The sequence below is a fragment of the Streptomyces litmocidini genome (genome assembly GCF_014649755.1).
GTDB classification, from domain to species: Bacteria; Actinomycetota; Actinomycetes; order Streptomycetales; family Streptomycetaceae; genus Streptomyces; species Streptomyces litmocidini.
Genome location: NZ_BMTQ01000016.1, coordinates 1 through 26,236, shown reverse-complemented (window position 1 = coordinate 26,236; position 26,236 = coordinate 1). Strand labels below are relative to the sequence as shown.

Here is a 26,236-nt window from a genome sequence, read left to right as displayed (position 1 = left end):
TCACTTCCGCGCGAGCCGCTCGGTCAGCTTCGGGAGGACCGTCGGCGGGACCAGGTGGGAGACGTCCCCGCCCCAGGCGGCCACTTCCTTGACCAGCGAGGAGGAGAGGAAGCTGTACGTCGGGTTGGTGGGGACGAACAGGGTCTCCACGCCCGAGAGGCCGATGTTCATCTGGGCCATCTGCAGCTCGTAGTCGAAGTCGCTGACCGCGCGCAGCCCCTTGACGATCGCGGGGATGTCGCGCTGCTTGCAGAAGTCGACGAGGAGGCCGTGGAAGGACTCCACCTCGACGTTGCCGAAGTCGGCGGTGACCTCGCGGATCAGCTCTATCCGCTCGTCGACCGTGAAGAGGCCCTTCTTCGACTGGTTGATCATCACGGCCACGTGTACGACGTCGTACAGCTTGGAGGCGCGGGCGATGATGTCGAGGTGTCCGTTGGTGATGGGGTCGAATGACCCCGGACAGACGGCGCGGCGCAACTTGGGTCCCTCGCTCTCCGGTCCGGTCATCGTGCGTCTTCGCACGTAGAGGCGGCGCGACCGTACCAAAACGTTCCCTCGCCGTAGCGACGGGAACGCAGGGGTTCGAAGCCCTCGGGCCAGCCGAACTCCCCGCCTCGGGTGCTGCGCTCCACGGTGACGAGGGCATCCTCGCTCAGCCAGCCCCCCGAGCGCAGTGTGAGGAGAATCTCGCGGAGATCGTCGTCCCCGACGGCGTAGGGCGGGTCGAGGAAGACCAGGTCGTACGGGTCGGCCGGGGCCGGTCCCGTCACGATCTGCTCGGCCTTGCCGGTGCGGAGTTCGGCGCCGGGCAGGCCGATCGAGCGGATGTTGTCCCGGATCGTCTTCGCCGCGCGGGGGTCGGCCTCGACGAGGAGGGCGTGGGCGGCGCCCCGGGAGAGCGCCTCCAGGGCGACGGCGCCGGAGCCCGCGTACAGGTCGGCGACCCTGGCCCCGGCCAGGCCCTGGAACGACTCCCAGGTGGAGAAGAGCCCTTCCCGTGCCCGGTCGGAGGTGGGGCGGGTGCCGTTGCCGGGGGGCACGGCCAGGCGCCGTCCGCCGGCGCTGCCGGCGATCACGCGGGTCATCGGTGTCCTCGTCCTGCGTCGTCCAATGCGTACGTCCCAGGATATGGCCGCGGCGGGCCGCTCAGCCCTTCTCCAGGTACTCCTCCCGCTCCTCGCTGAGGAGGGCGTCGAGCGCGGTGCGCAGGCCGGGGTGGGCGTCGAGGCCGGGGTCGGCGAGGACGAGGGCGGTGGCCTCCTCGCGGGCGGCGGCGATGACCTCCTCGTCCTCGATGACGGCGAGCACCCGGAGGGAGGAGCGGACGCCGGACTGGGCCTGTCCGAGGACGTCGCCCTCGCGCCGCTGTTCGAGGTCGATGCGGGAGAGTTCGAAGCCGTCGAGGGTGGTGGCGACGGCGTTCAGCCGCTGCCGGGCGGGGCTCGCCTCGGGCATCTCGCTGACGAGGAGGCAGAGTCCGGGGGCGGAGCCGCGGCCGACGCGGCCGCGCAGCTGGTGGAGCTGGGAGACGCCGAAGCGGTCGGCGTCCATGATCACCATGGCGGTGGCGTTGGGCACGTTGACGCCGACCTCGATGACGGTGGTGGCGACGAGGACGTCGAGCTCGCCGGCGGCGAAGCGGCGCATGACGTCGTCCTTGTCGTCCGGGTGCATGCGGCCGTGCAGGACGGCGATCCGCAGGCCGGCGAGGGGGCCGGCGCCGAGCTTCTCGGCGACGTCGAGGACGGCGAGCGGGGGGCGCTTCTCGGCCTCGTCCTCGGGGGACGCCTTGGCCTTCTTCTTCTGGTCCTCCTCGTCGCCGATGCGGGGGCAGACGACGTACGCCTGGTGTCCGTTGCCCACCTCCTCGCGGACCCGCTCCCACGCGCGGGCGAGGAAGTGCGGCTTGTCGGCGGCGGGGACGACGTGGCTGGCGATCGGGGAGCGGCCGGCGGGCAGCTGGTCGAGGACGGAGGTCTCCAGGTCGCCGAAGACGGTCATGGCGACCGTGCGCGGAATGGGCGTCGCGGTCATGACGAGGAGGTGCGGGGGCTGCTTCCCCTTGCCGCGCAGGGCGTCGCGCTGCTCGACGCCGAAGCGGTGCTGCTCGTCGACGACGACCAGGCCGAGGTCGTGGAACTGGACCTTGTCCTCGATCAGCGCGTGCGTGCCGATGACGATGCCGGCCTCGCCGGTGACCAGGTCGAGCAGGGCCTGGCGGCGGGCGGCGGCGCCCATGGAGCCGGTGAGCAGGACGACCTTGGTGGCGCGGTCGGCGCCGCCGAGCATGCCTCCTTCGGCGAGCTCGCCCATCATCTCGGTGACGGAGCGGTGGTGCTGCTGGGCGAGGACCTCGGTGGGGGCGAGCATCGCGGCCTGGCCGCCGGAGTCGACGACGGCGAGCATGGCGCGCAGCGCGACCATCGTCTTCCCGCTTCCGACCTCTCCCTGGAGGAGGCGGTGCATGGGGTGTTCGGTGGCGAGGTCGTCGAAGATCTCCTGGGAGACCTTCGTCTGGCCGTCGGTGAGGGTGAAGGGCAGCTTGGCGTCGAAGGCGTCGAGGATGCCGTCGGGGGCCGGCCGCCGGGCGACGGCGGGCAGTTGGGTGTCGGCGTGCCGGCGGCGGGCGAGGGCGACCTGGAGGACGAAGGCCTCGTCCCACTTGAGCCGCTCGCGGGCGGCGGCGACGTCCGCCTTGGTGCGGGGGCGGTGGATCATCCGCAGCGCGTCGGGCAGCTCGGCGAGGCCGCGGCCCTCGCGCAGGGCGGGGGGCAGGGGGTCGACGGCGTCGACGGCGCCGGGCAGGACGGCGTCGACGGCCTTGGCGATCTTCCAGGACTCCAGCTTGGCGGTGGCCGGGTAGATCGGGATGAGGGCCCCCGCCCAGGTGTCCACGGCCTCGTCGGCGTCGCCGCGGAGCAACTCGTAGGAGGGGTGGGCGAGCTGGAGGCGCCGGTTGAAGAGCGAGGCCTTGCCGGCGAACATCGCGCGGGTGCCGGGCAGCAGGTCCTTGTGGGGCTTGTGGACGCCCTTGCCGAAGAAGACCAGCTGCACCCGGCCGCTGCCGTCGGTGATGGTCACCTCCAGGCGCTGGCCGCGCCCCTTGGAGCCGTTGAAGGTCAGCACCCGGGCGTCGGCGACCTGCGCGACCACCGTGACGTGCTCGTCGAGCGGGAGGTCGGCGAGGGTGGTCAGCTCCCCGCGCTCGGCGTACCGGCGGGGGTAGTGGTGGAGCAGGTCCCCGACCGTGTGCAGGTCGAGCGCCTCGGCCATGACCTTGGCGGTGGCGGGGCCGAGGGCCTTCTTGAGTGGTTCGTCGAGCGCGGGCACGTCCTCCATTGAAGACCACGGGACCGACAGTCGTGCCGAAGCCCGTGGGCGACCGCCGGGATCGGGGCCTATTCCACTCCGATGAGCAGGGGCGGCGCCCCCGCGCCCGCGTGGTACGTGGTGGTGTCGACGGCCAGGTAGCCGCGCCGGACGTGACCCTCCAGGTCGGGGGCGAGGCCGGGCGGGGTGCCGTCGGCGACGACGAGGGTGACGAGTTCGCCGCCGGCCGAGAGCATGCGGTCCAGGACGGTGCGGGCGGTCTCGGCCAGGTCCTTGCCGATGACGGCGACGTCGCCCTCGATGAGGCCGAGGACGTCGCCGGCCTGGCAGACGCCGGCCGAGGTGAAGGAGCGGCGTTCGGCGACGGCGAGTTCGGCGTAGCGGGTGGCTCCGGCGGCGGCCGTCATGGCGACGACGTCCTCGTCGAAGCGCCGGTCGGGTTCGTGGACGGCGAGGGCGGCGATGCCCTGGACGGCGGCCCGGGTCGGGATGAGGGCGACGCGGATGCCCTCGGCCCTGGCGCGTTCGGCGGCGGCGGCCGCGGTCCGGCGCAGCTCGGTGTCGTTGGGCAGGAGGACGACCTCGCGCGCGTGCGCCCGTCGGATCGCCTCCAGGAGTTCGTCGTCGGCGGGCGGTTCGCCGGGCCGGCTGCGGACGGTGGTCGCGCCGGCCTCGGCGCAGAGTCCGGCGAGGCCCTCGCCGGGGACGACGGCGACGACCGCGCGCCGGGCGCGTTCCCCGGCGCCGGACGGTCCGGAGGGCGCGAACCGTCCGGACGGCTGCGCGGCCGCCGCGTCGGCCCCGAAGTGGGTGATGCGGATGCGGTGGGGCCGGCCGGCCTCGACGCCGGCCTCGACGGCGGCGCCCGCGTCGTCGACGTGGACGTGGACGTTCCACAGCCCGTCGCCGCCGACGACGACGAGGGAGTCGCCGAGGGCGTCGAGCCGGGCCCGCAGCAGGTCCACGGCGGCGCCCTCGGCCTCCAGGAGGTAGGTCACCTCGTAGGCGGGTCCGGCCTCGCCGTCGCAGGCCGGGGGGGAGCCGGCCGGTACGGCCCGTACGTCCCCGAGCACCCGCACCGCGCCCGGCGCGGTCCCGGCGGGGTCCGGCGTCCCGCCGCCCACGGTCTCGACGAGCGCTCCGAGGACGGCGACCAGACCGCGTCCGCCGGCGTCCACGACCCCGGCCCGGCCGAGGACGGCCAGCTGGCCGGGGGTGGCCTCCAGCGCGGTCCTGGCCGCGTCGTGGGCGCGGGTGGCGACCTCCAGGAGGGTGCCGCCGCCCGCGCAGCCGGCGGCGGCCGCCGCGGCCACGGTGAGGACGGTGCCCTCCACGGGGTGGGCGACGGCCTGCCGGGCGGCGGAGGCGGCCTCGGCCAGGGCGCGGGCGAGGTGATCGCCGTCACGTCCTTCGGCGAGGACGGCGGCCATGCCGCGCAGGAGCTGGGCGAGGATGGTGCCGGAGTTGCCGCGGGCGCCGAGCAGGGCGCCGTGCGCCATGGCCCGTACGGTCTCGGCGGTGTCGGGGGCGGAGGCGGCGAAGACGGCTTCGACGGCCTGGAGGGCGGCCTCGGCCGTCAGGTACAGGTTGGTGCCGGTGTCCCCGTCCGCGACCGGGTAGACGTTGATCGCGTCGATCTCCTCGCGCTCCCGTCCGAGGGCGTCGAGGGCCCGTGCGCACCAGGTCCGGACCGCTTCGGCGTCGAGCTCGACGAGCTCCTCGTCGGGCTGAAGGGCTCGCGACAACGGGGGGTCCTCCTTCGGCGGTGAGCTCACCGCAGGGTAGACCCGGGGTGGCCCGCTCGTGACCCGGGCCCGGGGCGAGGTCCGCGGAGACCGTGGTAGTTTCGTTCCACCGAGGCAGGCGTTGTATGCTGCTTCGGTTGCCCGGTTCAAACCGGGCCGTTCCCCGGCAAGCCACTTCAGACTCCTGATTCCGGTGCGCCGGATTTCACTGTAAATCTGAAGTCTTTGGAGTGACCCGTGGCTGCCAACTGCGACGTCTGCGGCAAGGGGCCGGGCTTCGGCAACAACATTTCGCACTCGCACCGCCGTACGTCCCGTCGCTGGAACCCGAACATCCAGCGCGTGCGTGCCGTGGTCGGTCGGACGCCGAAGCGGCTCAACGTCTGCACCTCGTGCATCAAGGCCGGCAAGGTCTCGCGCTAATCGCGACGTTCCGTCGTAGCGCAGCCCCTGCGGTTGCCTTGAAAGGCCGGTTCACCTCGGTGAACCGGCCTTTTGCCGTGTCCGGGAGCCGGTGGGCCCCCGGAGGCCGGTGGGCCCCTCGGCGCTCAGTCCCGGAACCGCCACCCGTGGTCGACCGGTCCGATGCCCGCGCCCAGGGCGAAGCCGGCGGCGACGGCCCCCGTCACGTACTCCTTCGCCTGCCGCACCGCCTCCGGCACCGGCAGGCCCTTGGCGAGCCCGGAGGCGACCGCCGAGGCGAGCGTGCAGCCCGTCCCGTGGGTGTGCCGGTTGTCGTGGCGCGGGGCGCGCAGCCAGTGCTCCTCGGTGCCGTCCGTGAGCAGGTCCACGGCCTCCCGGCCGACGGGCAGGTGTCCGCCCTTGATCAGGACCCAGCGCGGCCCGTACGCCAGCACGGCCCCGGCTGCCGTCCGCATGTCGTCCTCGTGGCGGACGTGGACGCCGGTGAGCTGTGTCACCTCGTCCAGGTTGGGGGTGGCGACGGTCGCCCGGGGCAGCAGCCGTCGGCGTACGGAGTCGAGCGCGGTCTCCGCGAGCAGCGGGTCGCCGTGCTTGGAGACGCCGACCGGGTCGACGACGACGGGGGCGCCGGTGTCCGCGAGGAGTTCGGCGACGGTCTCCACGAGCGCGGCGGAGGCGAGCATGCCGGTCTTCACCGCCTGGACGCCGATGTCGTCGACGACGGCCCGGTACTGGGCCCGCACGGCCTCCACGGGGAGCTCCCAGACGCCTTGGACGCCCCGCGAGTTCTGGGCGGTGACGGCGGTGAGCACGCTCATGCCGTGGACGCCGAGCGCGAGCATCGTCTTCAGGTCGGCCTGGACGCCGGCACCGCCGCCGGAGTCGGATCCGGCGACGGTGAGGACCAGGGGCGGATTCACTCCGTCTCTCCGAAGTGGTCCCAGCCGCCCACGCTGTGCCAGGGCGCGCCGTCCACGGTGACCTGCGGGAGCGCCGAGGGGTGGAGGACCTCGCCGATGACCTTCCAGCGGGCGGGCAGCTTCACGTCCGGCGGGAAGGTCGCCACGATGGCGTGGTCCTCTCCCCCGGTGAGCACCCACTGCATGGGGTCGACGCCGACGGCCTGGCCGATGTCGTTCATCTGGGTCGGGATGTCGATGAGTCCCGAGCGCAGGTCGATGCGGACCTTGCTGGCCTCGGCGATGTGCCCGAGGTCGGCGATGAGGCCGTCGCTGACGTCGCACATGGCGGTGGCGCCGAGGCCGGCGGCGGCCGGGCCCGCGTGGTACGGCGGTTCGGGCCTGCGGTGGGCCTCGACGAAGGCGCGCGGGGAGCGGAAGCCCCGGGAGAGGACCGCGTATCCGGCGGCGGACCAGCCGAGCCAGCCGGTGTAGGCGACGACGTCGCCCGGCTGGGCGCCGCCGCGGGTGACCGGGTCGTGGTTGCGGAGGTCGCCGAGCGCGGTGATGGAGACCATGATCGTGTCGCCGCGGACGACGTCGCCGCCGACCACCGCCGCGCCCGCGACCTGACATTCGTCGCGCAGCCCGTCCATGAGTTCCGTGGGCCAGGTGACGGGGAGTTCGGCGGGGACGACGAGGCCGAGGAGGAGCGCGGTGGGGACCGCGCCCATGGCGGCGATGTCGGCGAGGTTCTGCGCGGCGGCCTTGCGGCCGACGTCGTAGGCCGTCGACCAGTCGCGGCGGAAGTGACGTCCTTCGAGCAGGATGTCCGTGCTGGCCACCACGCGCCGGTCGGGGGCGGAGACGACCGCGGCGTCGTCGCCGGGCCCGATCCGTACCGCCGGGGTGGAGGTGAGCCGGGACGTGAGCTCTCTGATGAGCCCGAACTCCCCCAGCTCTCCGACTGTGCCCTTCACCGCGTCTCACCTCGTGTCTTCGTGCCGGCCGGCGGGCGGGGGCGCGTCGTCTCGCGCCGCGGGTCGCGGGCCGTCACCGTGCTGGGTACCGTCAAGTAGACCGTCAACTTCTGTCCTGCGTACGCCACACCCCGAGCGCCTCCGGAAGCGCGGGTCTCCCCGTGGCCCGCGGCGACGCGGTACCGTGGCGTCCCTTTCTCCCACAAGATCCTCGTGGTCGCCCTGGAGGTTCCGTGGTTCAGGCGTACATCCTCATCCAGACCGAGGTGGGCAAGGCGTCGACCGTCGCCGACACCATCTCCAAGATCCCGGGGGTCATCCAGGCCGAAGACGTCACAGGACCGTACGACGTGATCGTGCGCGCGCAGGCGGACACCGTCGACGAGCTGGGCCGCATGGTGGTCGCCAAGGTCCAGCAAGTGGACGGCATCACGCGCACCCTCACCTGCCCGGTCGTTCATCTGTAGCCCCCGTCTACGCTTGGCCGGTGACCTCTTCCCACCGGCCCTTCGGCCTGCCCGCCGCCGTCGCGGCCGCCGTTCTGCTGTCGGCCGCCGCCGGCTGTTCCTCGCCGGACGCCGCGGCGTCCGTCGTGGTCCCGAGCCCGCCGGCGGAGGAGGCCGCCCTCTGCCAGGCGCTGGCGAAGGAGCTTCCCGACACCGTGGCGGGTCTGGCGCGGAGTGACCCGGAGCCCGGCTCCGAGTTGACCGCCGGGTGGGGTGACGGTGCGATCGTACTGCGCTGCGGGGTCCCCCGGCCCGAAAAGATGAGCGACCCGAAGTCGCAGGGCGTCTCCGCGAACGGCGTGCGCTGGATGCTGGAGCAGCGCGCGGGCGACGGGCCCCGTTTCACCTCGGTGTACCGCAGGACGTACGTCGAGGTGACGTTGGACGGGCGGTACGCGCACGACGCCGGTCCGCTCGCGGACCTCGCCGGCCCCGTGGAGCGGACCGTCCCGTGCGCCCTGGAGCCGGAGTGCGAGTGATCGCACCCCGGCGCCGTGTTCCCCCTAGCGCAGGCCCGTGGAGCGGGTCAGCGCGGCCTGGACGAGCCGGTCGACGAGCTCGGGGTAGCTGACGCCGCTCTCCTGCCACATGCGCGGGTACATGGAGATGGGCGTGAAGCCCGGCATGGTGTTGATCTCGTTGATGACGAAGTCGCCGTCCTCGGTGAGGAAGAAGTCGGCGCGGACCAGGCCCTCGCAGGAGACGGCCTCGTAGGCGGCGACGGCGAGGCGCTGGACCTCGGCGGTGGCCTCGTCCCCGATGGGGGCGGGGACGATGCCGGAGGCCGAGTCGATGTACTTGGCCTCGAAGTCGTAGAAGTCGTGGTCGGTGACCGGCGGGATCTCGGCCGGGACGCTGGCGCGCGGGCCGTCCTCGAACTCCAGGACGCCGCACTCGATCTCGCGGCCGCGCAGCAGCGACTCGACGAGGATCTTGGGGTCGTGGCGGCGGGCCTCCTCGACGGCCTCGTCCAGGCCGGAGAGGTCGTCGACCTTGGTGATGCCCATGGAGGAGCCGCCGCGGGCCGGCTTCACGAAGAGCGGCCAGCCGTGCTCGGCGGCGAACTCGACGATCTTCTTGCGGGCGGCGGCGGGGTTCTGCTCCCACTCGCGCGGCCGGATGACCTCGTACGGGCCGACGGGGAGGCCGAAGGAGACGAAGACCCGCTTCATGTACTCCTTGTCCTGGCCGACGGCGGAGGCGAGGACGCCCGCGCCGACGTAGGGGATGCCGGAGAGCTCCAGGAGGCCCTGGAGGGTGCCGTCCTCGCCGTAGGGGCCGTGGAGCACGGGGAAGACCACGTCGACCTCGCCGAGGGCCTCGGGGACCTGTCCCGGCTCGGTGAGGACGGCCTCGCGGCTCGACGGGTCGACGGGCAGGACGACGCCGCCCCGCCCGGACTCGGCCAGGTCGGAGACGTCGGGCAGCTTCCGGTCGGTGATGGCCATCCGCTCCGGGGCGTCGGCGGTGAGCGCCCAGCGCCCGTCCGTCGTGATGCCGATGGGCAGCACGTCGTACTTGTCCCGGTCGATGGCGCTCAGGACGGCGCCCGCCGTGACGACGGAGATGGCGTGCTCGGAGCTGCGGCCGCCGAAGACGACGGCCACGCGCGGCTTGCGGGGGCTCTGGGTGTTCTCGCTCATATCGCGATGAGCGTACCTTGCGGCTCCCGAACTGCTGAGCGCCCCGCTCGCACGCGCGCGTACGGCTCACACGGCCGGGCTCAGCGGCGTTCGGGTTTGGCCGAGCGCGACATGAGCTCCTTGAGGGCGACGACGGGCGGCTTCCCGTCGTGGACGATCGAGACGACGGTCTCGGTGATGGGCATGTCGACGCCGTGGCGGCGGGCCAGGTCGAGCACGGACTCGCAGGACTTGACGCCCTCGGCGGTCTGCTTGGTGGCCGCGATGGTCTCCTGGAGGGTCATGCCCCGGCCGAGGTTGGTGCCGAAGGTGTTGTTCCGGGAGAGCGGCGAGGAGCAGGTGGCGACGAGGTCGCCGAGGCCCGCGAGGCCGGAGAAGGTGAGCGGGTCGGCACCCATGGCGAGGCCGAGGCGGGTGGTCTCGGCGAGGCCGCGGGTGATGAGCGTGGCCTTGGAGTTGTCGCCGAGGCCCATGCCGTTGGCGATGCCGACGGCGAGGCCGATGACGTTCTTGACGGCGCCGCCGAGTTCGCAGCCCACCACGTCGGTGTTGGTGTAGGGGCGGAAGTACGGGGTCATGCAGGCGGTCTGGAGCCGCTGGGCGACCGTCTCGTCGGAGCAGGCGACGACGGCGGCGGCGGGCTGCCGGGCGGCGATCTCCTTGGCCAGGTTGGGGCCGGTGAGGACGGCGACCCGGTCGGCGGGGACGTCGGCGACCTCGGTGATGACCTCGCTCATCCGCTTGGCGGTGCCGAGTTCGACGCCCTTCATGAGGGAGACGAGGACGGTGCCGGGGGCGAGCACCGGCCGCCAGGCGGCGAGGTTGCCGCGCAGGGTCTGGGAGGGGACGACGAGGACGGTGAAGTCGGCGTCCGAGGCGGCCTCGGCGGGGTCCGCGGTGGCCGTGATGCCCCGCGGGAGTTCGACGCCCGGCAGGTAGTCGGGGTTGACCCGGCCGGCGTTGATCTCCTTGGCGAGTTCGGGGCGGCGGCCCCAGAGGCTCACCTCGCAGCCCGCGTCGGCGAGCACCATGGCGAAGGCGGTGCCCCAGGATCCGTTGCCGAAGACGGCTGCCCTGGTCACTTGGCGCCCTCCTCGGCGGCCTTGCGCCGCTGCTCCAGGCGGGCCTTGCGGTGGTCGTACGGCTCGGGGGGCGCCTTCTCGCCGCGGACCTCCTCCAGGAGGGCGGTGACGGCGGCCATGATGACCTCGGTGGCCTCGCGCAGGACCTCGGGGGTCGGCTCCAGGCCGTCGAAGCGGGAGAGGTCGACGGGCGGCCCCGCCTGCACGATCAGCGTCTTGCGGGGGAACAGGCGGAGCTTGTTCTCCTTGGCGTACGGCGGCATCGCGAGGTTGGCGCCCCACTGGGCCACCGGGATGACGGGGGCCTTGGTCATCAGCGCGACGCGGGCGGCGCCGGTCTTGCCGGCCATGGGCCACATCTCGGGGTCGCGGGTGAGGGTGCCCTCCGGGTAGAAGGCGACGCACTCGCCGCGCTCGATGGCGTCGACGGCGGCGCGGAAGGCGTCGAGCGCGTTGGTCGTCTCGCGGTAGACGGGGATCTGGCCGGTGTTGCGGAGCATCGTGCCGACGAAGCCGCTCTTGAAGAGTCCGGCCTTGGCGAGGAAGCGCGGGACCCGGCCGGTGTTGTACTGGTAGTGCGCGTAGGACAGCGGGTCCAGGTAGGAGTTGTGGTTGACCGCGGTGATGAAACCGCCGTCGGCCGGAACGTGCTCCATGCCGCGCCAGTCCCGCTTGAACAGAACCACCAGGGGGGGTTTGGCGATGACCGCCGCGAGGCGGTACCAGAAGCCGATTCTGCGGCGGGGCACTCGGACACCTTTCTCCGGGACTGGCTGGCAGGGGGCCAAGTGTCGCCCCGTGCTCCTGGTCTGTCGAGTGACACCGTACGCCCCGGCGCCTCCGGTGGACCGCGTGGGCGGGACAGAATGGCCCCGATGAAGACGCTGCCCCCGATGCGCACCGGCGCCGACGACGGCTGGTCCCTGGTCGTCCCCCTGAAGCCCCTCGCCCTGGCCAAGAGCAGGCTGGCGGCCGCGGCGGGCGGGCGGCTGCGTCCCCGGCTCGCGCTGGCGTTCGCCGAGGACACCGTGGCGGCGGTGCTGGACTGCGCGCGCGTGCGCGATGTGGCGGTCGTCACGGACGACCCGGTGGCGGCCGCGGCGCTCGCGGCGCTGGGCGCGCGGATCGTGCCGGACTCCCCCGGGGCGGGGCTCAACGCGGCGCTGGCGCACGGGGCGCGGGCCGTGCGTTCGAGGCGGCCGCACGCGCGCGTGGCGGCGCTCAACGCGGACCTCCCGGCGCTGCGGCCGGCGGAGCTGACCCGGGTCCTGGACGCGGCCGGAAATTTTTCGAGGGCATTTCTCGCGGATGCCGCCGAAATAGGTACGACATTCCTCTCGGCGGCGCCGGGGGCGGAATTGGAACCGGCATTCGGGGGTGCGTCGAGGGTGCGGCATTTGTCTTCGGGGGCGGCCGAAATCCGGCTCGCCGGGGTGGATTCCGTACGCCGGGACGTGGACACCGGGGAGGATCTGGCGGCGGCGCTGGCGCTGGGGCTCGGCCCGCGGACGGCCGCCCGGTGGGCGACGGCGGCCGGATAGGCTGCGGTTCATGCAGGCGACCGCGTTCACGTACGACCCCGAGACCCGCAGCGGCAGTGTGCTGCTCGACGACGGCACCCCCGTGGAGTTCGGGGCGGAGGCCTTCGAGGCGGGCGGGCTGCGGCTGCTGCGGCCGGGGCAGCGGGTGCGGATCGAGGCCGAGCCGGGCACGTCGGGCGCGGGGCTCCGGATCACCCTGGTGACGCTGCAGACCTTCTGAGACGCCCGGCCGGGGCGCCGAGACGCCTGATCGGCGCGCCGGGGCGCGTGACCGGGGCGTCCGGGCGCGCCGCGGGCCGGGCTCCCGGAGGGGAGCCCGGCCCGGCGGGTCGGTACCGCGCGTCCTACTTCTTGGCGGCGGTCTTCTTGGCGGTCGTCTTGCGCGCCGTCGTCTTCTTGGCGGGCGCCTTCGTCGCCGTGGCCTTCTTCGCGGCCGGCGCGGTCTTCTTGGCGGTGGCCTTGGTCGCCTTCTTCGCGGTGGCGGCCGTGGTGGTCTTCTTGGCGGCGGTGGTGGTCTTCTTCGCCGCGCCCGTGGTGGCCTTCTTCGCCGGGGTGGCCTTCTTCGCGGCGGCCGTGGTGGCCTTCTTGGCGGCGGCGGTGGTCTTCTTCGCGGCGGCCGTGGTGGCCTTCTTCACCGGGGCCGCCTTCTTCGCGGCGGCCTTCTTGGCGGTGGTGGCCTTCTTGGCGGCGGCCTTCTTCACGGTCGCGGAGGCGCCACCGGTGAGGCTGCCCTTGGGGGCCTTCTTGACGGAGACCTCGCCGCCCTTGGGGAGCTTCTTCGAGCCGCTGACCAGGTCCTTGAAGCCCTGACCTGCACGGAAGCGCGGGACGGAGGTCTTCTTGACCCGGACGCGCTCACCCGTCTGCGGGTTGCGGGCGTAACGGGCCGGCCGGTCGACCTTCTCGAACGAGCCGAAACCGGTGACCGAGACCCGGTCACCGGCCACCACGGCACGCACGATGGCGTCGAGCACGTGGTCGACGGCTTCGGCGGCCTGCTGACGACCGCCCATCTTGTCGGCAATCGCTTCTACGAGCTGCGCCTTGTTCACGTCTTCCCCTTCGGAGACATTGCCAGAACGAAAGTGTTCAAGCTTTTTCGCACGTTAGGCATGTATATACCGCAAATCAAACACGAAACGGTCTAATCACCCTAGTGCCGCAACGCGGAAGTTCCGTTGCGGAGTTCCTGGTGTCAGTCGTCCTCTGGGAATCGGCCCTCATCGAGGTCCTTCATCAACCGGTCGAGACGCGTGGCCGCGTCCTTGAGATCGTGCTTCGCCGCTGCCGTGACGACCAGCAGCTTCCGGGACAGCGCCATCCTTACGCCCTCCGGGACTTGCAGTGAGCGCACCCTTGTGTGCGCTTCCTTCAATCGGGCGGCGACTGCCTCGTAGAGCTCGAGTTGGCTGTCGCGTTCCATGCACAGATTGTGCCATCTAGGGCGAGTTGTCGCCCGACGGGGTCTCAACAAGCGACTGCGCCCCCCACCGGTCGGTGGGGGGCGCAGTCTTGGAAAAGCGCTGCTCAGACCGTAATTGTACGGGGCTTGAAGGCCGGTCGAGCAGCCTCGTAGGCAGCGATGTCCGCTTCGTTCTGAAGGGTGAGGCTGATGTCGTCGAGGCCGTTGAGCAGTCGCCAGCGGGCGTTCTCGTCGAGCTCGAAGTCGGCGTCGATCCCGGCGGCCAGGACCTTGCGGGCCTCCAGGTCGACGGTGACCTCGGCGGTCGGGTCGGCCTCGGTCAGCTCCCAGAGGGCGTCCACCGTCTCCTGCGGGAGGACGACGGTGAGCAGGCCGTTCTTCAGCGAGTTGCCGCGGAAGATGTCGGCGAAGCGGGAGGAGATGACCGCCTGGAAGCCGTAGTTCTGGAGCGCCCAGACGGCGTGCTCGCGGGAGGAGCCGGTGCCGAAGTCGGGGCCGGCGACCAGGACCGTGGCGCCCTGCCGCTCGGGGCGGTTGAGGACGAACTCGGGGTCCTTGCGCCAGGCCTCGAAGAGGCCGTCCTCGAAGCCGTCGCGGGTGACCTTCTTCAGCCAGTGCGCCGGGATGATCTGGTCGGTGTCGACGTTGCTGCGGCGCAGCGGGACGGCCCGGCCGGTGTGCGTGGTGAAAGCTTCCATGGTTCCTCAGACCCCCGCGGTGGTGGCGACGTCGGACAGATCGGCCGGGGAGGCCAGGTGGCCCAGGACGGCGGTGGCGGCGGCGACCTGGGGGGAGACCAGGTGGGTGCGGCCGCCCTTGCCCTGCCGGCCCTCGAAGTTGCGGTTGGAGGTGGACGCGGAGCGCTCGCCGGGGGCCAGTTGGTCGGGGTTCATGCCCAGGCACATCGAGCAGCCCGCGTGCCGCCATTCGGCGCCGGCCTCCTTGAAGACCTTGTCCAGGCCCTCCTCGACGGCCTGCAGGGCGACCCGGACCGAGCCGGGGACGACCAGCATGCGGACGCCGTCGGCGACCTTGCGGCCCTCCAGGAGGGAGGCCGCGTTGCGCAGGTCCTCGATGCGGCCGTTGGTGCAGGAGCCTACGAAGACGGTGTCGACCTTGATGTCGCGCAGCGGCTGGCCGGCGGTCAACCCCATGTACTCCAGGGCCTTTTCGGCGGCGAGGCGCTCCGAAGCGTCTTCGTACGAAGCCGGGTCGGGGACGTTCGCCGAAAGCGGCGCGCCCTGGCCCGGGTTGGTGCCCCAGGTGACGAACGGTGCCAGCGAGGCCGCGTCGATGACGACCTCGGCGTCGAAGACCGCGTCCTCGTCGGACTTCAGGGTCTTCCAGTACGCGACGGCAGCGTCCCAGTCCTCGCCCTCGGGGGCGTGGGCGCGGCCCTTCAGGTAGGCGAAGGTGGTCTCGTCGGGGGCGATCATGCCCGCGCGGGCGCCGGCCTCGATCGACATGTTGCAGATGGTCATCCGGGCCTCCATCGAGAGCTTCTCGATGGCGGAGCCGCGGTACTCCAGGATGTAGCCCTGGCCGCCGCCGGTGCCGATCTTCGCGATGATCGCCAGGATCAGGTCCTTGGCGGTGACGTCCTCGGGCAGCTCGCCGTCGACCGTGATCGCCATGGTCTTGGGGCGGGCCAGCGGCAGCGTCTGGGTGGCGAGCACGTGCTCCACCTGGCTGGTGCCGATGCCGAAGGCCAGCGCGCCGAAGGCGCCGTGCGTGGAGGTGTGCGAGTCGCCGCAGACCACGGTGGTGCCGGGCTGGGTCAGGCCCAGCTGGGGGCCCACGACGTGGACGACGCCCTGCTCGACGTCGCCGAGCGGGTGCAGCCGGACGCCGAATTCGGCACAGTTCTTGCGGAGGGTCTCCAGCTGGGCGCGGGAGACCGGGTCGGCGATCGGCTTGTCGATGTCGAGGGTCGGAGTGTTGTGGTCCTCGGTGGCGATGGTGAGGTCGAGGCGCCGTACCTGCCGGCCGTTCTGCCGGAGACCGTCGAAGGCCTGGGGGCTGGTCACCTCGTGCAGCAGGTGCAGATCGATGAAGAGGAGGTCGGGCTCGCCCTCGGCGCGCCGGACGACGTGGTCGTCCCAGACCTTCTCCGCGAGTGTCCTACCCATCGCTTTCCCTCCGGCCGACGTCTACGCCGGCACAACTAGAGACCCGTTTCGCGGGCCGTTGTGCGGCCGCATCACCAGGGTCACAGGTTCCGAGGAAAATTGAACTTGCGTTTCACAGAGTGAGACGCGAATATCGTTGCATGGACAACTCTAGCGGCGTAGGCGTTCTCGACAAGGCAGCCCTTGTCCTGAGCGCCCTGGAGTCCGGTCCGGCCACCCTCGCAGGACTGGTCGCGGCGACGGGACTCGCACGACCCACGGCACATCGTCTCGCCGTGGCACTGGAACACCACCGGATGGTGGCGCGCGACATGCAGGGCCGGTTCATCCTCGGACCGCGCCTGGCGGAGCTCGCCGCTGCGGCCGGCGAGGACCGCCTGCTCGCGACCGCGGGCCCCGTTCTGACGCATCTGCGCGACGTCACCGGCGAGAGCGCCCAGCTCTACCGGCGCCAGGGCGACATGCGCATCTGCGTGGCGGCGGCCGAGCGGCTCTCGGGCCTGCGGGACACCGTCCCGGTCGGCTCGACGCTGACCATGAAGGCCGGCTCGTCCGCGCAGATCCTGATGGCCTGGGAGGAGCCCGAGCGGCTGCACCGCGGCCTCCAGGGCGCCCGCTTCACGGCGACGGCCCTGTCGGGCGTGCGGCGCCGCGGCTGGGCCCAGTCGATCGGCGAGCGGGAGCCGGGCGTGGCGTCCGTCTCCGCGCCCGTGCGCGGCCCCTCGAACCGCGTGGTGGCCGCCGTCTCGGTCTCGGGCCCCATCGAGCGCCTGACGCGCCACCCGGGCCGCATGCACGCCCAGGCGGTCATCGACGCCGCCGCCCGTCTCTCCGAGGCGCTCCGCCGCAACGGCTGACCCTCCCCCTTCACCCGTATGTTCCCGGCCCACCGCTCCAACGCCGCAGCGGTGGGCCGGAGTTGTGTGCGCGGGGCCGAACAGCGAAGAAGCCCTCCCCCGAAGGGAAGGGCTTCTTCGTCTCGTACCCCCGACCGGATTCGAACCGGCGCTACCGCCTTGAGAGGGCGGCGTGCTAGGCCGCTACACAACGGGGGCAAGATCTTGGTTCCACGCGACGGATCGCCTGGATTCACTGCGCTGGCCTACCTGGACTCGAACCAAGACTAACTGAACCAGAATCAGTCGTGCTGCCAATTACACCATAGGCCACTGGTGGTTTAGACCAGTTGGTACCCCCGACCGGATTCGAACCGGCGCTACCGCCTTGAGAGGGCGGCGTGCTAGGCCGCTACACAACGGGGGCCCTAGCGATCCTGCATCGGGTCCACCGGGAGCTACCCAGGTGATCCCGCGGGAAGGATCTGTACCCCCGACCGGATTCGAACCGGCGCTACCGCCTTGAGAGGGCGGCGTGCTAGGCCGCTACACAACGGGGGCTTGTGGATGCCATCCACAGGTGCAGATGAGCTCTGCGAGCTGGCCTACCTGGACTCGAACCAAGACTAACTGAACCAGAATCAGTCGTGCTGCCAATTACACCATAGGCCACCGGAACTTGATCACTTCGAGAAGGGATCCCGCTCGGCTTGCGCTTCCGGGGCTTTCCGGCCTTTCGGCCCGTTCCCCTCGGCGCAGAAAGAACATTACCCGAAGGTGGACGGTGCTCCAAAACGCGTATCCGCGCACAGCAGGGCGGGCAGTCGGCGGAGGTCGGTGATCCGGGTCAGCTCGGGCCTCCCGCCGGTCCCCGCGCGGTCCAGCCAGATCCCCCGGAGGCCCGCCTCCACGGCGCCCCGGGCGTCGACGTCGGGCCGGTCCCCGACGTACGCCACCTGGTGGGGGCGCAGGTCGAGGGCGGCGCAGGCCGCGTGGAACGCCTCCGGGGCGGGCTTGGCCACCCCCAGCTCGGCGGCGCACACCACGACCTCGAAGCGGTCGCGCACGCCCAGCCTGCGGAGCTTGTGGTCCTGGTTGTGGATGCTGGAGTTGGACAGCACTCCGTGGCGGTAGTCCCGGGCCAGCAGGTCGAGGACGGGCACGGTGTCGGGGAAGAGCTCCCAGGCGGCCTCGTAGTGGACCACGTACCGGTCGAACCAGGCGTCGGCCTCGGCGGTGGTGAGCGCGGGCCGGCCGAGGAAGTCCCGCACCCGGGCGCGCCGCTGCTCCCGGAAGTCCCCGCCCTCGGCCTCGTACCGGCGCCAGTGCAGCTCCGTGAGTTCCTTCCAGCGCCGCAGGGCCTCCTCCACGGAGCCCCAGGCGTCCAGCAGCCCCTCGGCGGCGAGGTGCGCCCGCATCCCGGTCCGGTCCGCGCTCGCGTAGTCGAAGATCGTGTCGTCGACGTCCCAGAGCACCGCGCGGATGGTCATGGAACGACGGTACCCCCGTCCACGGGCGTGGGACGGGGGCACCGGCGCGCGGGGCGGCGCGGATCAGCCGGCGAGCTTCGCCAGGGTCGCGTCGATGCGGGCGAGGGTCTTCTCCCTGCCCAGGATCTCCAGGGACTCGAAGAGCGGCAGGCCGACCGTGCGGCCGGTGACGGCGACGCGGACCGGGGCCTGCGCCTTGCCGAGCTTGAGGCCGTGGGCCTCGCCGGCGGCCAGGACGGCGTTCTTGAGGGACTCGGGGTCGCTCCAGTCGGCCGCTTCGAGCTTCTCGCGGGCCGTGGTGAGCAGGGCCGCGGGCTCGCCCTTCATGGCCTTGTCCCACGAGGGCTGGTCGAAGACCGGCTCGGGCAGGAAGAGGAAGTCCACGTTGGCGGTGATGTCCGAGAGGACGGTCAGGCGGGTCTGGGCGTGCGGGGCGATCCGCTCCCAGGCGGCACGGTCGAAGTCCTCCGGGGCCCAGGGGGCGTGCGGGGCCCGGAGCCAGGGCTCGCAGGCCTCGGCGAAGGCCTTCACGTCCAGCATCCGGATGTGGTCGGCGTTGATCGACTCGGCCTTCTTGAGGTCGAAGCGCGCCGGGTTGGCGTTGACGTCGGCGATGTCGAACTTCGCCACCATCTCGGGGATGGTGAAGATGTCCTGGTCGGCCGAGAAGGACCAGCCGAGGAGCGACAGGTAGTTCAGCAGGCCCTCGGGGAGGAAGCCGCGCTCCCGGTAGAGGTTGAGGGAGGCCTGCGGGTCGCGCTTGGAGAGCTTCTTGTTGCCCTCGCCCATCACGTACGGCAGGTGGCCGAAGGAGGGGATCTCCTTGGCGACGCCCAGCTCGATCAGCGCCTTGTAGAGCGCGACCTGGCGCGGGGTGGAGGAGAGCAGGTCCTCGCCGCGCAGGACGTGGGTGATCTCCATCAGGGCGTCGTCGACCGGGTTGACCAGGGTGTAGAGCGGGGCGCCGTTGGCCCGGAGGATGCCGTAGTCCGGCACGTTCTCCGGGGTGAAGGTGAGCTCGCCGCGGACCAGGTCGGTGAAGGTGATCGGCTCGTCGGGCATCCGGAAGCGGACGATCGACGCGCGGCCCTCGGCCTCGTACGCGGCCTTCTGCTCGGCGGTGAGGTCGCGGCAGTGTCCGTCGTAGCCGGAGGGGCGGCCGGCGGCGCGGGCGGCCTCGCGGCGCTCGTCGAGCTCCTCGGTGGTGCAGTAGCAGGGGTACGCGTAACCGCCGGCGAGCAGCTTGTCGGCGACGTCCTTGTAGATGTCCATCCGCTGCGACTGGCGGTACGGAGCGTGGGGGCCGCCCACCTCCGGGCCCTCGTCCCAGTCGAGACCGAGCCACTTCAGCGAGTCGAGGAGCTGGCCGTACGACTCCTCGGAGTCGCGCGCAGCGTCGGTGTCCTCGATGCGGAAGACCATGGTGCCCTGGTTGTGCCGGGCGAAGGCCCAGTTGAAGAGGGCGGTGCGGACCAGACCCACGTGGGGGTTGCCGGTCGGCGAGGGACAGAAACGGACGCGGATGTTCGCGTTAGCCACGCTTGATCACCTTATTGGTGAGAGTGCCGATGCCTTCGATGGTGACGGCGACCTCGTCGCCGACGTTGAGGGGGCCGACCCCGGCGGGGGTGCCGGTGAGGATGACGTCGCCGGGGAGCAGCGTCATGGCCTCGGTGATGTGGACGACCAGGTCCTCGATGGAGCGGATCATGTCGCTCGTCCGACCCAGCTGGCGTTGTTCGCCGTTGACCGTCGCCTGGATGGTCAGGTCGCTCGGGTCGAGGTCGGTCTCCACCCAGGGGCCCAGGGGGCAGGAGGTGTCGAAGCCCTTGGCGCGGGCCCACTGCTTCTCGCGCTGCTGGACGTCGCGGGCGGTGACGTCGTTGGCGCAGGTGTAGCCGAAGATCACGTCCTTGACGCGCTCCCGGGGCACCTCGCGGCACATGCGGCCGATCACCACGGCCAGTTCGGCCTCGTGGTGCAGCTCGTCGGAGAAGGAGGGGTACTCGATGGCGTCGCCGGGGCCGATCACCGAGGTGGTGGGCTTGAAGAAGGCGACGGGGACGTCGGGGACCTCGTTGCCGAGTTCGGCGGCGTGCTCGGCGTAGTTGCGGCCGATGGCCACGACCTTGTTGGGGAGCACGGGCGGCAGGAGCCGTACCTTGCTCAGCGGGACCTTGGTGCCGCTGAGCTCGAAGTCGGTGTACGGGATGCCCTTGATGATGTCGAGGACGAGGCCGCCGGACCCGACGGCTCCCTCGCCCTCGACGGCGCCGAAGGCCACATTGCCGTCGATGGAGAATCTGGCGATGCGCACGAGTGCTGTCGCCCCTCACTTGGTACTGGCTGGAGTCTGACGCTCCAGGCTAACGCGGCGAGGGGACGGCCGACCGGCGATATCACCGGTGCCGATGCGGGGTGGCGGGGCGCTCGCGGGCCCCCGGGGCACTAGCGCGTCGCGGAGGCGTACGGCTGGGGCTCGTAGGGGGCCGGGGCCTGCATCAGGATGGTGCGGCGCGGGTTGGCCGTGTTGCCGGGCAGCTCCACCGAGTACTCGGGCCGGGCGCCCCGGTCGAGCTCCGCGGCGTCCGAGAGGTGGACGAGGGTGGAACGGCGGGGGTTGGCCGTGGTGCGGATCGTCGTCGTCTTCATCGCGCTGATCAGACCTTGTTCCGGGAGGGGCGCCCGTACGGGCGCGAAGGGGTGTAAAGCGTCAGGCTAAACATGCGATTCCCTTCGAATGCATGGCTGAGACATCGATTTGGGTGTGAGTTTGCTCACCACGTGCGTCACATTCCGGGCATTACGGACCGCCATCGGTCGTCACGGAAAGGGACATTCCGCCATTGAATGAGCTATTCCGCTCCTGATCATGTCGACTGGGACACACGGGGATGCCCGATCATTGGGGCGGAAAAGTCCGAATCATCCGTGATCATCTTCTACATGGGGTGACACTTCGTTCACGCGTTGTCATACCCCTCCCGCCGCGACACGCGGCCCTTGTTGGAGATCCGGCACTGTGCTGGAATTCCACGCACCGCCGCGGGTTTCAAGCCGGCGCGCAGGGGGCGCAACGCAGCGCCGGCCGAGTGGCGGGAAAGGGGGAACTGCGCCGGTCACCGACGACCACCTGGGGTGCGCCACCGCACCCCGATCGACGCCGACACCGTCCTCTCCGTTCATCCGGAAGGACGCCTGGTCCAGAGGTTGCGACGCTAGTGCAGGGACGTTTCAAGAGGGATGGCTCGGGGTCTCCCCAGCCCCGCCAGGGCCGAGCGGATGCTCCGGCGGAGCAGCAGCCGCGTGCCGGGACCGACCGCGGTCCCTCGGCCCCGCACACCCCGAACCAGGGTCAGGGACCGTCCGGCGACGGCGGCGAGGGCGGCAGGCGCGCGAGCGCCGCGGCCACGTCCGCCGAGTCGTCCGACGCCGCCCCCAAGGTCCGGGCCGAGAACGAGGTCGGACCCCGAATAGCCCTGCGCAACTGGCGCATCTCCACGCGCCTCGTCGCGCTCCTCACCCTCCCCGTGGTCGCGGCGACCACCCTGGGCGGCATCCGCATCAGCGACTCGCTCCAGGACATGGAGCAGCTCGACCACATGCAGCTGCTCACCAAGCTGACCCGGGAGGCCACGGGCCTCGCCCAGGCCCTGCAGGCCGAGCGCGACCTGTCCGCCGGCCCGCTGGCCAACGGCCGCCCGGCCAGCGACTACCAGGTCGCCAACCCGCGCCGGAAGACGGACCGCGAGTACAAGGCCTTCCTGGAGGCCACCGAGGACATCCCGGCCGCCGAGGGCGACGAGGCGCTGCGCAGCATCCGCCAGAACGTCAGCCAGATCGCCTCGCAGGTCACCGAGCTCCACTCCATCCGGGGCAGCGCCTACGCGAAGGGCGTCTCGCACTCGGTGACGGTCGAGGCGTACAGCCGCCTCATCCGTTCGCTCCTCAGCCTGTCCCAGGACATGGCGCAGGCGACCAGCAACCCCGAGATGATCAAGCGGACCCGTGCGCTCGCCGCGTTCTCGTCCGCCAAGGAGTACGCCTCCATCCAGCAGGCGATCATCGCGTCCGCGCTCCCCCCGAGCGACCGGACCGCCGGCCGGCTCCAGCAGGGTGACCGCCTCTACGGCGAGGCCGCCCTCAACAGTGAGGGCGTCGAGCTCAAGTCCTTCCAGGCGATCTACGAGTCGACCGGCGGCGACGCCGCCGAGCGGATCGAGTCGCTGAACAGCGGCAACCCGTCGATCAACGCGGCCAACAAGTACGCCGAGCGCGTGCTGAACTCGGACGACGCGATGCCGGGCGGCGCCAAGCGCGGTCACCTCAACTTCACCGACGAGTACAGCACCAAGATCTCCGCCATGAACACCATCGAGGCGGGTCTGCTCGGTGACATGGAGACGATGGCCCGTGAGCTGAAGCAGGAGTCGCAGCGCGACGCCATCATCAACGGTGCGCTGATCCTCCTCGTCCTCGGCGTCTCGCTCATCGGCGCCTTCGTCGTGGCCCGGTCCATGATCCGCTCGCTGCGCCGGCTCCAGGACACCGCGACCAAGGTCGCCCAGGAACGCCTGCCCGAGCTCGTCAAGCAGCTCTCCGAGTCCGACCCGCAGGACGTCGACACCTCCGTCGAGTCCGTCGGTGTGCACTCCCGCGACGAGATCGGCCAGGTGGCCGCGGCCTTCGACGACGTGCACCGCGAGGCGGTCCGCCTCGCCGCCGAGCAGGCCCTCCTCCGGGGCAACGTCAACGCGATGTTCACCAACCTCTCGCGCCGTTCCCAGGGCCTCATCCAGCGTCAGCTCTCGCTCATCTCCGAGCTGGAGTCCCGCGAGGCCGACCCGGACCAGCTCTCCTCGCTGTTCAAGCTCGACCACCTCGCGACCCGCATGCGCCGGAACGGCGAGAACCTCCTCGTCCTCGCCGGCGAGGAGCCGGGCCGTCGCTGGACCCGCCCGGTCCCGCTGGTCGACGTCCTCCGTGCCGCCGCCTCCGAGGTGGAGCAGTACGAGCGCATCGAACTGGCCGCGGTCCCGGCGACCGAGGTCGCCGGCCGCGTCGTCAACGACCTCGTGCACCTCCTCGCCGAGCTGCTCGAGAACGCCACCTCGTTCTCCTCCCCCCAGACCAAGGTCCGGGTCACCGGTCACGCCCTGCCCGACGGCCGCGTGCTCGTCGAGATCCACGACACCGGCATCGGCCTCTCCCCCGAGGACCTCGCCGCGATCAACGAGCGGCTCGCCTCGCCGCCCACCGTGGACGTCTCCGTCTCCCGCCGCATGGGTCTGTTCGTGGTCGGCCGCCTGTCCCTGCGGCACGGCATCCGGATCCAGCTGCGCCCGTCCGACTCGGGCGGCACCACCGCGCTCGTCATGCTCCCCGTCGACGTCGCCCAGGGCGGCAAGAAGCCCATGCCCAAGCCGGGCGCGGGCGGCCAGGGCGCGATGCCTCAGGGCCCCGGCGCCGCGGCCCCCGGCGGCCGTCTCCCCGGCGGCCCCGGCGCGGCCGGTGGACCCGGCGGGCGTCCGGGCCAGGGCGGTGCCCCGTCCTCGGCGGCCGGCCGCCTCGGTGCCGGTGCCGCGCGCGGTCAGGTCGGTGCGAGCGGTCCCCGGGCCGCGCTGCCCGCCCGTGACGGCGCCCCGCAGCCGCAGAACGCCCAGCTGGAGCAGACCGGCCGGCTGCCGCAGGTCCCGCAGGCTCCCCAGTCGCCCGACGCGCTGCGTCCGGGCCCCGGCGGGGGCGGCCTCATCGGCGGTGCCGCGAGCGCCATCCCGTCGCGTACGGACGTGTGGGGCAACCAGTCCGGTCCGCAGGCACCGCAGCAGCAGCCGCAGGACAACCAGCAGGGCGGGTACGACGCGCCGCGCGCCGAACTGCCCGGCGGCAACCCGCAGGCCCAGCAGCAGCGCCCGCAGGCCGCGAGCTGGGGCAACGACCCGCAGCAGCAGCCGGTCCGGCGCCCGCAGCAGGAGATGTCCCCGCTGGACGCCCCGCGCGGTCACGAGGAGCCGGAGTCGGCGGGCCTGTTCGGGTCCCCGGCGGCTCCGCAGGGCCCCGGCTCCACGGGCCAGTTCCCGCGCCCGGACTTCGGCGCCCCGCAGCAGCCGCAGGCCCAGCAGCCGCAGCAGTTCTCGCAGCAGCAGGCCCCGCAGGCCTACCAGGGCGGTGCGCAGGACCCGGCGTCGACGGCGCAGTTCCCGCGCCCCGACTTCGGTGCTCCGCAGGGCCCCGGCTCCACGGGCCAGTTCCCGCGGCCGGACTTCGGCGCACCCCAGCAGCCCCAGGCCCAGCAGCCCCAGGCGTACCAGGGCGGTCAGCAGCAGTTCGGCCGGCAGCCCTACGTGCCGCAGGCGCAGCAGCAGGCCCCTCAGGCCCAGCCCCCGGCTCCGCGCCAGCGGGGCGGGGACGACTTCGGTGCCCCGCGTCCGGCCGAGCCGGCCGGACGGCAGCCGCAGCAGCCGCAGCTCCAGCAGCCGCGCCGTCCGGAGGCCCTGCCGCCGGCCGGTGGCCCGGGCGACGGTCGTACCCCGCTGTACGACACGCTGGAGACCAGCTGGTCGCACCAGGAGCAGGCGCGGCAGGCGGACCTGACGCAGACGACGCAGACCCCGGTCGTGTCGCAGCCGTCCGCTCCGGCGCCCCGTCCGGCCGGTGACCCGGCCGGCGACGGCGGCCGGCAGAACGGCGGGGCCGCCTGGCGGACCTCGCCCAACGACGAGTTGGTGCGCCAGGCGGAGCGGGTGCGCAAGCCCGCGGCCGGCGGCGTCACCACCTCCGGTCTTCCGCGCCGTGTGCCGAAGGCCAACCTCGTACCCGGGACCGCACAGGAGCAGGCCCACACGGCCGGCCCCCAGGTCTCGCGTGCACCCGACGACGTCCGCGGCCGGCTCACCAATCTGCGCCGCGGCATCCAGCAGGGCCGTCAGGCCGGCAACTCGACCACGGGTAGCCACCACCTCGGTCCGAACCATCAGCAGGAGCGTTAGTTGAACGCGATGAGCCAGGCGGCGCAGAATCTGAACTGGTTGATCACCAACTTCGTGGACAACACCCCCGGGGTGTCCCACACAGTGGTGGTCTCCGCCGACGGACTCCTGCTGGCCATGTCCGAAGGGTTCCCCCGCGACCGCGCCGACCAGCTGGCGGCGGTCGCATCCGGACTGACCTCGCTGACCGCGGGCGCGTCCCGGATCTTCGAGGGCGGGCCCGTGGCACAGACCGTGGTGGAGATGGAGCGCGGCTTCCTCTTCCTCATGCAGGTCTCCGACGGCTCCTCGCTGGCCGTGCTCGCCCACCCCGAGTGCGACATCGGCCTCGTGGGCTACGAGATGGCGCTGCTGGTCGACCGGGCCGGCAGCGTGCTCACCCCGGATCTCCGCGCGGAGCTCCAGGGCAGCCTGCTCCACTAGGTCACGCACGGCGGACGGACCCCACATCCGTCCGCATCGACCGATCGACAGGGCGGTACGCCCCTCCGTACCGTTCTGGGCACCGTTCACCGTCCGGCCGCCCCACCCGGCCCCCCACCGGCCCCATCAGACGGCAGAAGCATTGCTGTCACGCCCGGAGGATTCATGACCCCGCCCCCCGCCTCTCACGATCCGTACGGCGCCTCAGTCGACGAGTACGGGTACGAGGGCGACCAGCCGCTGGTGCGTCCGTACGCGATGACCGGCGGCCGGACCCGGCCGCGCTACCAGCTCGCCATCGAGGCGCTGGTCAGCACCACGGCCGACCCGGCACACCTCGCCACGCTCCTTCCGGAGCACCAGCGGATCTGCCACCTCTGCCGCGAGGTCAAGTCGGTGGCCGAGGTGTCGGCCCTCCTGTCGATGCCGCTCGGTGTCGCCCGGATCCTCGTGGCCGACCTGGCGGAGGCCGGCATGGTGGCGATCCACCAGCCGGGCAACGGAGAGACCGGCGGCACGCCGGACGTGACACTGCTCGAAAGGGTGCTCAGTGGACTTCGCAAGCTCTAGCGGCACGGCCAGATCGACCACCAGCGCGAAGATCGTGGTGGCGGGTGGCTTCGGCGTGGGCAAGACCACGTTCGTCGGCGCCGTCTCGGAGATCGACCCGCTGCGTACCGAGGCCGTCATGACGTCCGCTTCCGCGGGCATCGACGACCTCACGCACACCGGCGGCAAGACGACGACGACCGTCGCCATGGACTTCGGCCGCATCACGCTGGACCAGGACCTGA

Annotated in this window: 27 protein-coding genes and 5 tRNA genes; 10 read left to right on the top strand and 22 right to left on the bottom strand. The window is 72.0% G+C overall.

Translation table 11 applies throughout. The features are described from left to right. From coaD to fakA, 4 genes are all read right to left on the bottom strand, one after another. A complete protein-coding gene (coaD, locus tag IE180_RS28205) occupies positions 1 to 480 on the bottom strand; it encodes a pantetheine-phosphate adenylyltransferase (RefSeq protein WP_190159896.1) in 480 nt (159 codons plus the stop codon). Positions 481 to 506: 26 nt separating this feature from the next. After that, a complete protein-coding gene (gene rsmD / locus IE180_RS28200) occupies positions 507 to 1,088 on the bottom strand; it encodes a 16S rRNA (guanine(966)-N(2))-methyltransferase RsmD (protein WP_190159783.1) in 582 nt (193 codons plus the stop codon). 61 nt (positions 1,089 to 1,149) lie between these two features. Then, positions 1,150 to 3,342: an ATP-dependent DNA helicase RecG gene (gene recG, locus IE180_RS28195; protein ID WP_190159782.1), complete on the bottom strand. Its 2,193-nt coding sequence runs from the start codon at positions 3,340 to 3,342 to the stop codon at positions 1,150 to 1,152. A 59-nt stretch (positions 3,343 to 3,401) separates the two neighbouring features. Then, positions 3,402 to 5,078: a DAK2 domain-containing protein gene (fakA, locus tag IE180_RS28190; protein ID WP_190159781.1), complete on the bottom strand. Its 1,677-nt coding sequence runs from the start codon at positions 5,076 to 5,078 to the stop codon at positions 3,402 to 3,404. Positions 5,079 to 5,315: 237 nt separating this feature from the next. Here fakA and rpmB point away from each other — a divergent pair, with 237 nt between their 5' ends. After that, positions 5,316 to 5,501 (top strand): 50S ribosomal protein L28, encoded by a 186-nt coding sequence (gene rpmB, locus IE180_RS28185; protein ID WP_003957616.1) that lies wholly within the window; start codon positions 5,316 to 5,318, stop codon positions 5,499 to 5,501. 125 nt (positions 5,502 to 5,626) lie between these two features. On the opposite strand, the gene thiD is transcribed toward rpmB, so the two are convergent. Next, positions 5,627 to 6,421, bottom strand: coding sequence for a bifunctional hydroxymethylpyrimidine kinase/phosphomethylpyrimidine kinase (gene thiD / locus IE180_RS28180; RefSeq protein ID WP_190159780.1), 795 nt, complete (start codon positions 6,419 to 6,421; stop codon positions 5,627 to 5,629). After that, positions 6,418 to 7,380, bottom strand: a complete 963-nt coding sequence (locus IE180_RS28175) for a thiamine-phosphate kinase (RefSeq protein WP_116158650.1) — start codon at positions 7,378 to 7,380, stop codon at positions 6,418 to 6,420. Before IE180_RS28175 ends, thiD begins: the two co-directional genes overlap by 4 nt. A 233-nt stretch (positions 7,381 to 7,613) precedes the next feature. On the opposite strand from IE180_RS28175, the gene IE180_RS28170 reads away from it, so the two are divergent. Both IE180_RS28170 and IE180_RS28165 read left to right on the top strand, forming a co-directional pair. Then, positions 7,614 to 7,847: an Lrp/AsnC family transcriptional regulator gene (locus IE180_RS28170; protein WP_017947604.1), complete on the top strand. Its 234-nt coding sequence runs from the start codon at positions 7,614 to 7,616 to the stop codon at positions 7,845 to 7,847. Positions 7,848 to 7,867: 20 nt separating this feature from the next. Then, positions 7,868 to 8,365, top strand: a complete 498-nt coding sequence (locus IE180_RS28165; protein WP_190159779.1) for a DUF3515 domain-containing protein — start codon at positions 7,868 to 7,870, stop codon at positions 8,363 to 8,365. A 24-nt stretch (positions 8,366 to 8,389) separates the two neighbouring features. Here IE180_RS28165 and IE180_RS28160 read toward each other — a convergent pair whose 3' ends face one another. The 3 genes from IE180_RS28160 to IE180_RS28150 all read right to left on the bottom strand — a co-directional run bounded on the left by IE180_RS28160 (position 8,390) and on the right by IE180_RS28150 (position 11,360). After that, positions 8,390 to 9,529: a D-alanine--D-alanine ligase family protein gene (locus IE180_RS28160; protein WP_190159778.1), complete on the bottom strand. Its 1,140-nt coding sequence runs from the start codon at positions 9,527 to 9,529 to the stop codon at positions 8,390 to 8,392. Between the two features lie 80 nt (positions 9,530 to 9,609). After that, positions 9,610 to 10,611, bottom strand: coding sequence for an NAD(P)H-dependent glycerol-3-phosphate dehydrogenase (locus IE180_RS28155; RefSeq protein WP_190159777.1), 1,002 nt, complete (start codon positions 10,609 to 10,611; stop codon positions 9,610 to 9,612). Further along, positions 10,608 to 11,360 carry a lysophospholipid acyltransferase family protein gene (locus IE180_RS28150; protein WP_190159776.1) on the bottom strand — a complete coding sequence of 251 codons (753 nt, stop codon included), beginning with the start codon at positions 11,358 to 11,360 and terminating at the stop codon, positions 10,608 to 10,610. Before IE180_RS28150 ends, IE180_RS28155 begins: the two co-directional genes overlap by 4 nt. A gap of 126 nt (positions 11,361 to 11,486) precedes the next feature. Here IE180_RS28150 and cofC point away from each other — a divergent pair, with 126 nt between their 5' ends. Beyond that, entirely contained in the window at positions 11,487 to 12,152 is a 666-nt protein-coding gene (gene cofC, locus IE180_RS28145; RefSeq protein ID WP_229860984.1) for a 2-phospho-L-lactate guanylyltransferase, read from the top strand. Between the two features lie 10 nt (positions 12,153 to 12,162). Beyond that, positions 12,163 to 12,372 carry a hypothetical protein gene (locus IE180_RS28140; protein ID WP_030551092.1) on the top strand — a complete coding sequence of 70 codons (210 nt, stop codon included), beginning with the start codon at positions 12,163 to 12,165 and terminating at the stop codon, positions 12,370 to 12,372. A gap of 124 nt (positions 12,373 to 12,496) precedes the next feature. On the opposite strand, the gene IE180_RS28135 is transcribed toward IE180_RS28140, so the two are convergent. From IE180_RS28135 to leuC, 4 genes are all read right to left on the bottom strand, one after another. Beyond that, positions 12,497 to 13,204: an HU family DNA-binding protein gene (locus IE180_RS28135; RefSeq protein WP_190159775.1), complete on the bottom strand. Its 708-nt coding sequence runs from the start codon at positions 13,202 to 13,204 to the stop codon at positions 12,497 to 12,499. Between the two features lie 143 nt (positions 13,205 to 13,347). Continuing rightward, positions 13,348 to 13,575, bottom strand: a complete 228-nt coding sequence (locus IE180_RS28130) for an SCO5555 family protein (RefSeq protein ID WP_015036430.1) — start codon at positions 13,573 to 13,575, stop codon at positions 13,348 to 13,350. A 104-nt stretch (positions 13,576 to 13,679) separates the two neighbouring features. Next, positions 13,680 to 14,273 (bottom strand): 3-isopropylmalate dehydratase small subunit, encoded by a 594-nt coding sequence (gene leuD, locus IE180_RS28125; RefSeq protein ID WP_190159774.1) that lies wholly within the window; start codon positions 14,271 to 14,273, stop codon positions 13,680 to 13,682. A gap of 6 nt (positions 14,274 to 14,279) precedes the next feature. Further along, a complete protein-coding gene (gene leuC / locus IE180_RS28120; protein ID WP_190159773.1) occupies positions 14,280 to 15,704 on the bottom strand; it encodes a 3-isopropylmalate dehydratase large subunit in 1,425 nt (474 codons plus the stop codon). Between the two features lie 140 nt (positions 15,705 to 15,844). Here leuC and ndgR point away from each other — a divergent pair, with 140 nt between their 5' ends. Then, on the top strand, positions 15,845 to 16,561 hold the full coding sequence (gene ndgR, locus IE180_RS28115; protein ID WP_005311436.1) for an IclR family transcriptional regulator NdgR: 717 nt from the start codon (positions 15,845 to 15,847) through the stop codon (positions 16,559 to 16,561). A gap of 125 nt (positions 16,562 to 16,686) precedes the next feature. On the opposite strand, the gene IE180_RS28110 is transcribed toward ndgR, so the two are convergent. From IE180_RS28110 to IE180_RS28070, 9 genes are all read right to left on the bottom strand, one after another. Then, positions 16,687 to 16,759 (bottom strand) — tRNA-Glu (locus IE180_RS28110). 42 nt (positions 16,760 to 16,801) lie between these two features. Beyond that, a tRNA-Gln gene (locus IE180_RS28105) sits at positions 16,802 to 16,873 on the bottom strand. An 18-nt stretch (positions 16,874 to 16,891) separates the two neighbouring features. Beyond that, positions 16,892 to 16,967: transfer RNA gene (locus IE180_RS28100), tRNA-Glu, on the bottom strand. A gap of 61 nt (positions 16,968 to 17,028) precedes the next feature. Beyond that, a tRNA-Glu gene (locus tag IE180_RS28095) sits at positions 17,029 to 17,101 on the bottom strand. 39 nt (positions 17,102 to 17,140) lie between these two features. After that, a tRNA-Gln gene (locus IE180_RS28090) sits at positions 17,141 to 17,212 on the bottom strand. A 95-nt stretch (positions 17,213 to 17,307) separates the two neighbouring features. After that, positions 17,308 to 18,030 (bottom strand): HAD family hydrolase, encoded by a 723-nt coding sequence (locus IE180_RS28085; protein ID WP_190159772.1) that lies wholly within the window; start codon positions 18,028 to 18,030, stop codon positions 17,308 to 17,310. Positions 18,031 to 18,093: 63 nt separating this feature from the next. Further along, a complete protein-coding gene (gene gltX / locus IE180_RS28080) occupies positions 18,094 to 19,569 on the bottom strand; it encodes a glutamate--tRNA ligase (protein ID WP_190159771.1) in 1,476 nt (491 codons plus the stop codon). Then, positions 19,562 to 20,347: a fumarylacetoacetate hydrolase family protein gene (locus IE180_RS28075; RefSeq protein ID WP_190159770.1), complete on the bottom strand. Its 786-nt coding sequence runs from the start codon at positions 20,345 to 20,347 to the stop codon at positions 19,562 to 19,564. The genes gltX and IE180_RS28075 overlap by 8 nt, the downstream gene beginning before the upstream one ends. A gap of 131 nt (positions 20,348 to 20,478) precedes the next feature. Then, on the bottom strand, positions 20,479 to 20,682 hold the full coding sequence (locus IE180_RS28070) for a hypothetical protein (protein WP_190159769.1): 204 nt from the start codon (positions 20,680 to 20,682) through the stop codon (positions 20,479 to 20,481). Positions 20,683 to 21,251: 569 nt separating this feature from the next. Between IE180_RS28070 and IE180_RS28065 the strand changes: the two genes are divergently transcribed. The 4 genes from IE180_RS28065 to IE180_RS28050 form a co-directional block, all read left to right on the top strand. After that, positions 21,252 to 25,019, top strand: coding sequence for a sensor histidine kinase (locus IE180_RS28065; RefSeq protein WP_190159768.1), 3,768 nt, complete (start codon positions 21,252 to 21,254; stop codon positions 25,017 to 25,019). 9 nt (positions 25,020 to 25,028) lie between these two features. After that, positions 25,029 to 25,442 carry a roadblock/LC7 domain-containing protein gene (locus IE180_RS28060; RefSeq protein ID WP_015036421.1) on the top strand — a complete coding sequence of 138 codons (414 nt, stop codon included), beginning with the start codon at positions 25,029 to 25,031 and terminating at the stop codon, positions 25,440 to 25,442. Positions 25,443 to 25,607: 165 nt separating this feature from the next. Then, entirely contained in the window at positions 25,608 to 26,012 is a 405-nt protein-coding gene (locus tag IE180_RS28055; protein WP_024756254.1) for a DUF742 domain-containing protein, read from the top strand. Continuing rightward, positions 25,993 to 26,236, top strand: a 244-nt coding sequence (locus IE180_RS28050) for an ATP/GTP-binding protein (protein WP_190159767.1), incomplete at its 3' end; no start/stop codon positions are given. The genes IE180_RS28055 and IE180_RS28050, both read left to right, overlap by 20 nt.

Coding starts and splice junctions, on each gene's coding strand:
- IE180_RS28070 (WP_190159769.1), bottom strand. CDS start 20,682: ATGAAGACGACGACGATCCGCACCACGGCCAACCCCCGCCGTTCCACC.
- leuD (WP_190159774.1), bottom strand. CDS start 14,273: ATGGAAGCTTTCACCACGCACACCGGCCGGGCCGTCCCGCTGCGCCGC.
- cofC (WP_229860984.1), top strand. CDS start 11,487: ATGAAGACGCTGCCCCCGATGCGCACCGGCGCCGACGACGGCTGGTCC.
- recG (WP_190159782.1), bottom strand. CDS start 3,342: ATGGAGGACGTGCCCGCGCTCGACGAACCACTCAAGAAGGCCCTCGGC.
- ndgR (WP_005311436.1), top strand. CDS start 15,845: ATGGACAACTCTAGCGGCGTAGGCGTTCTCGACAAGGCAGCCCTTGTC.
- leuC (WP_190159773.1), bottom strand. CDS start 15,704: ATGGGTAGGACACTCGCGGAGAAGGTCTGGGACGACCACGTCGTCCGG.
- IE180_RS28055 (WP_024756254.1), top strand. CDS start 25,608: ATGACCCCGCCCCCCGCCTCTCACGATCCGTACGGCGCCTCAGTCGAC.
- IE180_RS28140 (WP_030551092.1), top strand. CDS start 12,163: ATGCAGGCGACCGCGTTCACGTACGACCCCGAGACCCGCAGCGGCAGT.
- IE180_RS28130 (WP_015036430.1), bottom strand. CDS start 13,575: ATGGAACGCGACAGCCAACTCGAGCTCTACGAGGCAGTCGCCGCCCGA.
- rsmD (WP_190159783.1), bottom strand. CDS start 1,088: ATGACCCGCGTGATCGCCGGCAGCGCCGGCGGACGGCGCCTGGCCGTG.
- IE180_RS28160 (WP_190159778.1), bottom strand. CDS start 9,529: ATGAGCGAGAACACCCAGAGCCCCCGCAAGCCGCGCGTGGCCGTCGTC.
- IE180_RS28060 (WP_015036421.1), top strand. CDS start 25,029: ATGAGCCAGGCGGCGCAGAATCTGAACTGGTTGATCACCAACTTCGTG.
- IE180_RS28085 (WP_190159772.1), bottom strand. CDS start 18,030: ATGACCATCCGCGCGGTGCTCTGGGACGTCGACGACACGATCTTCGAC.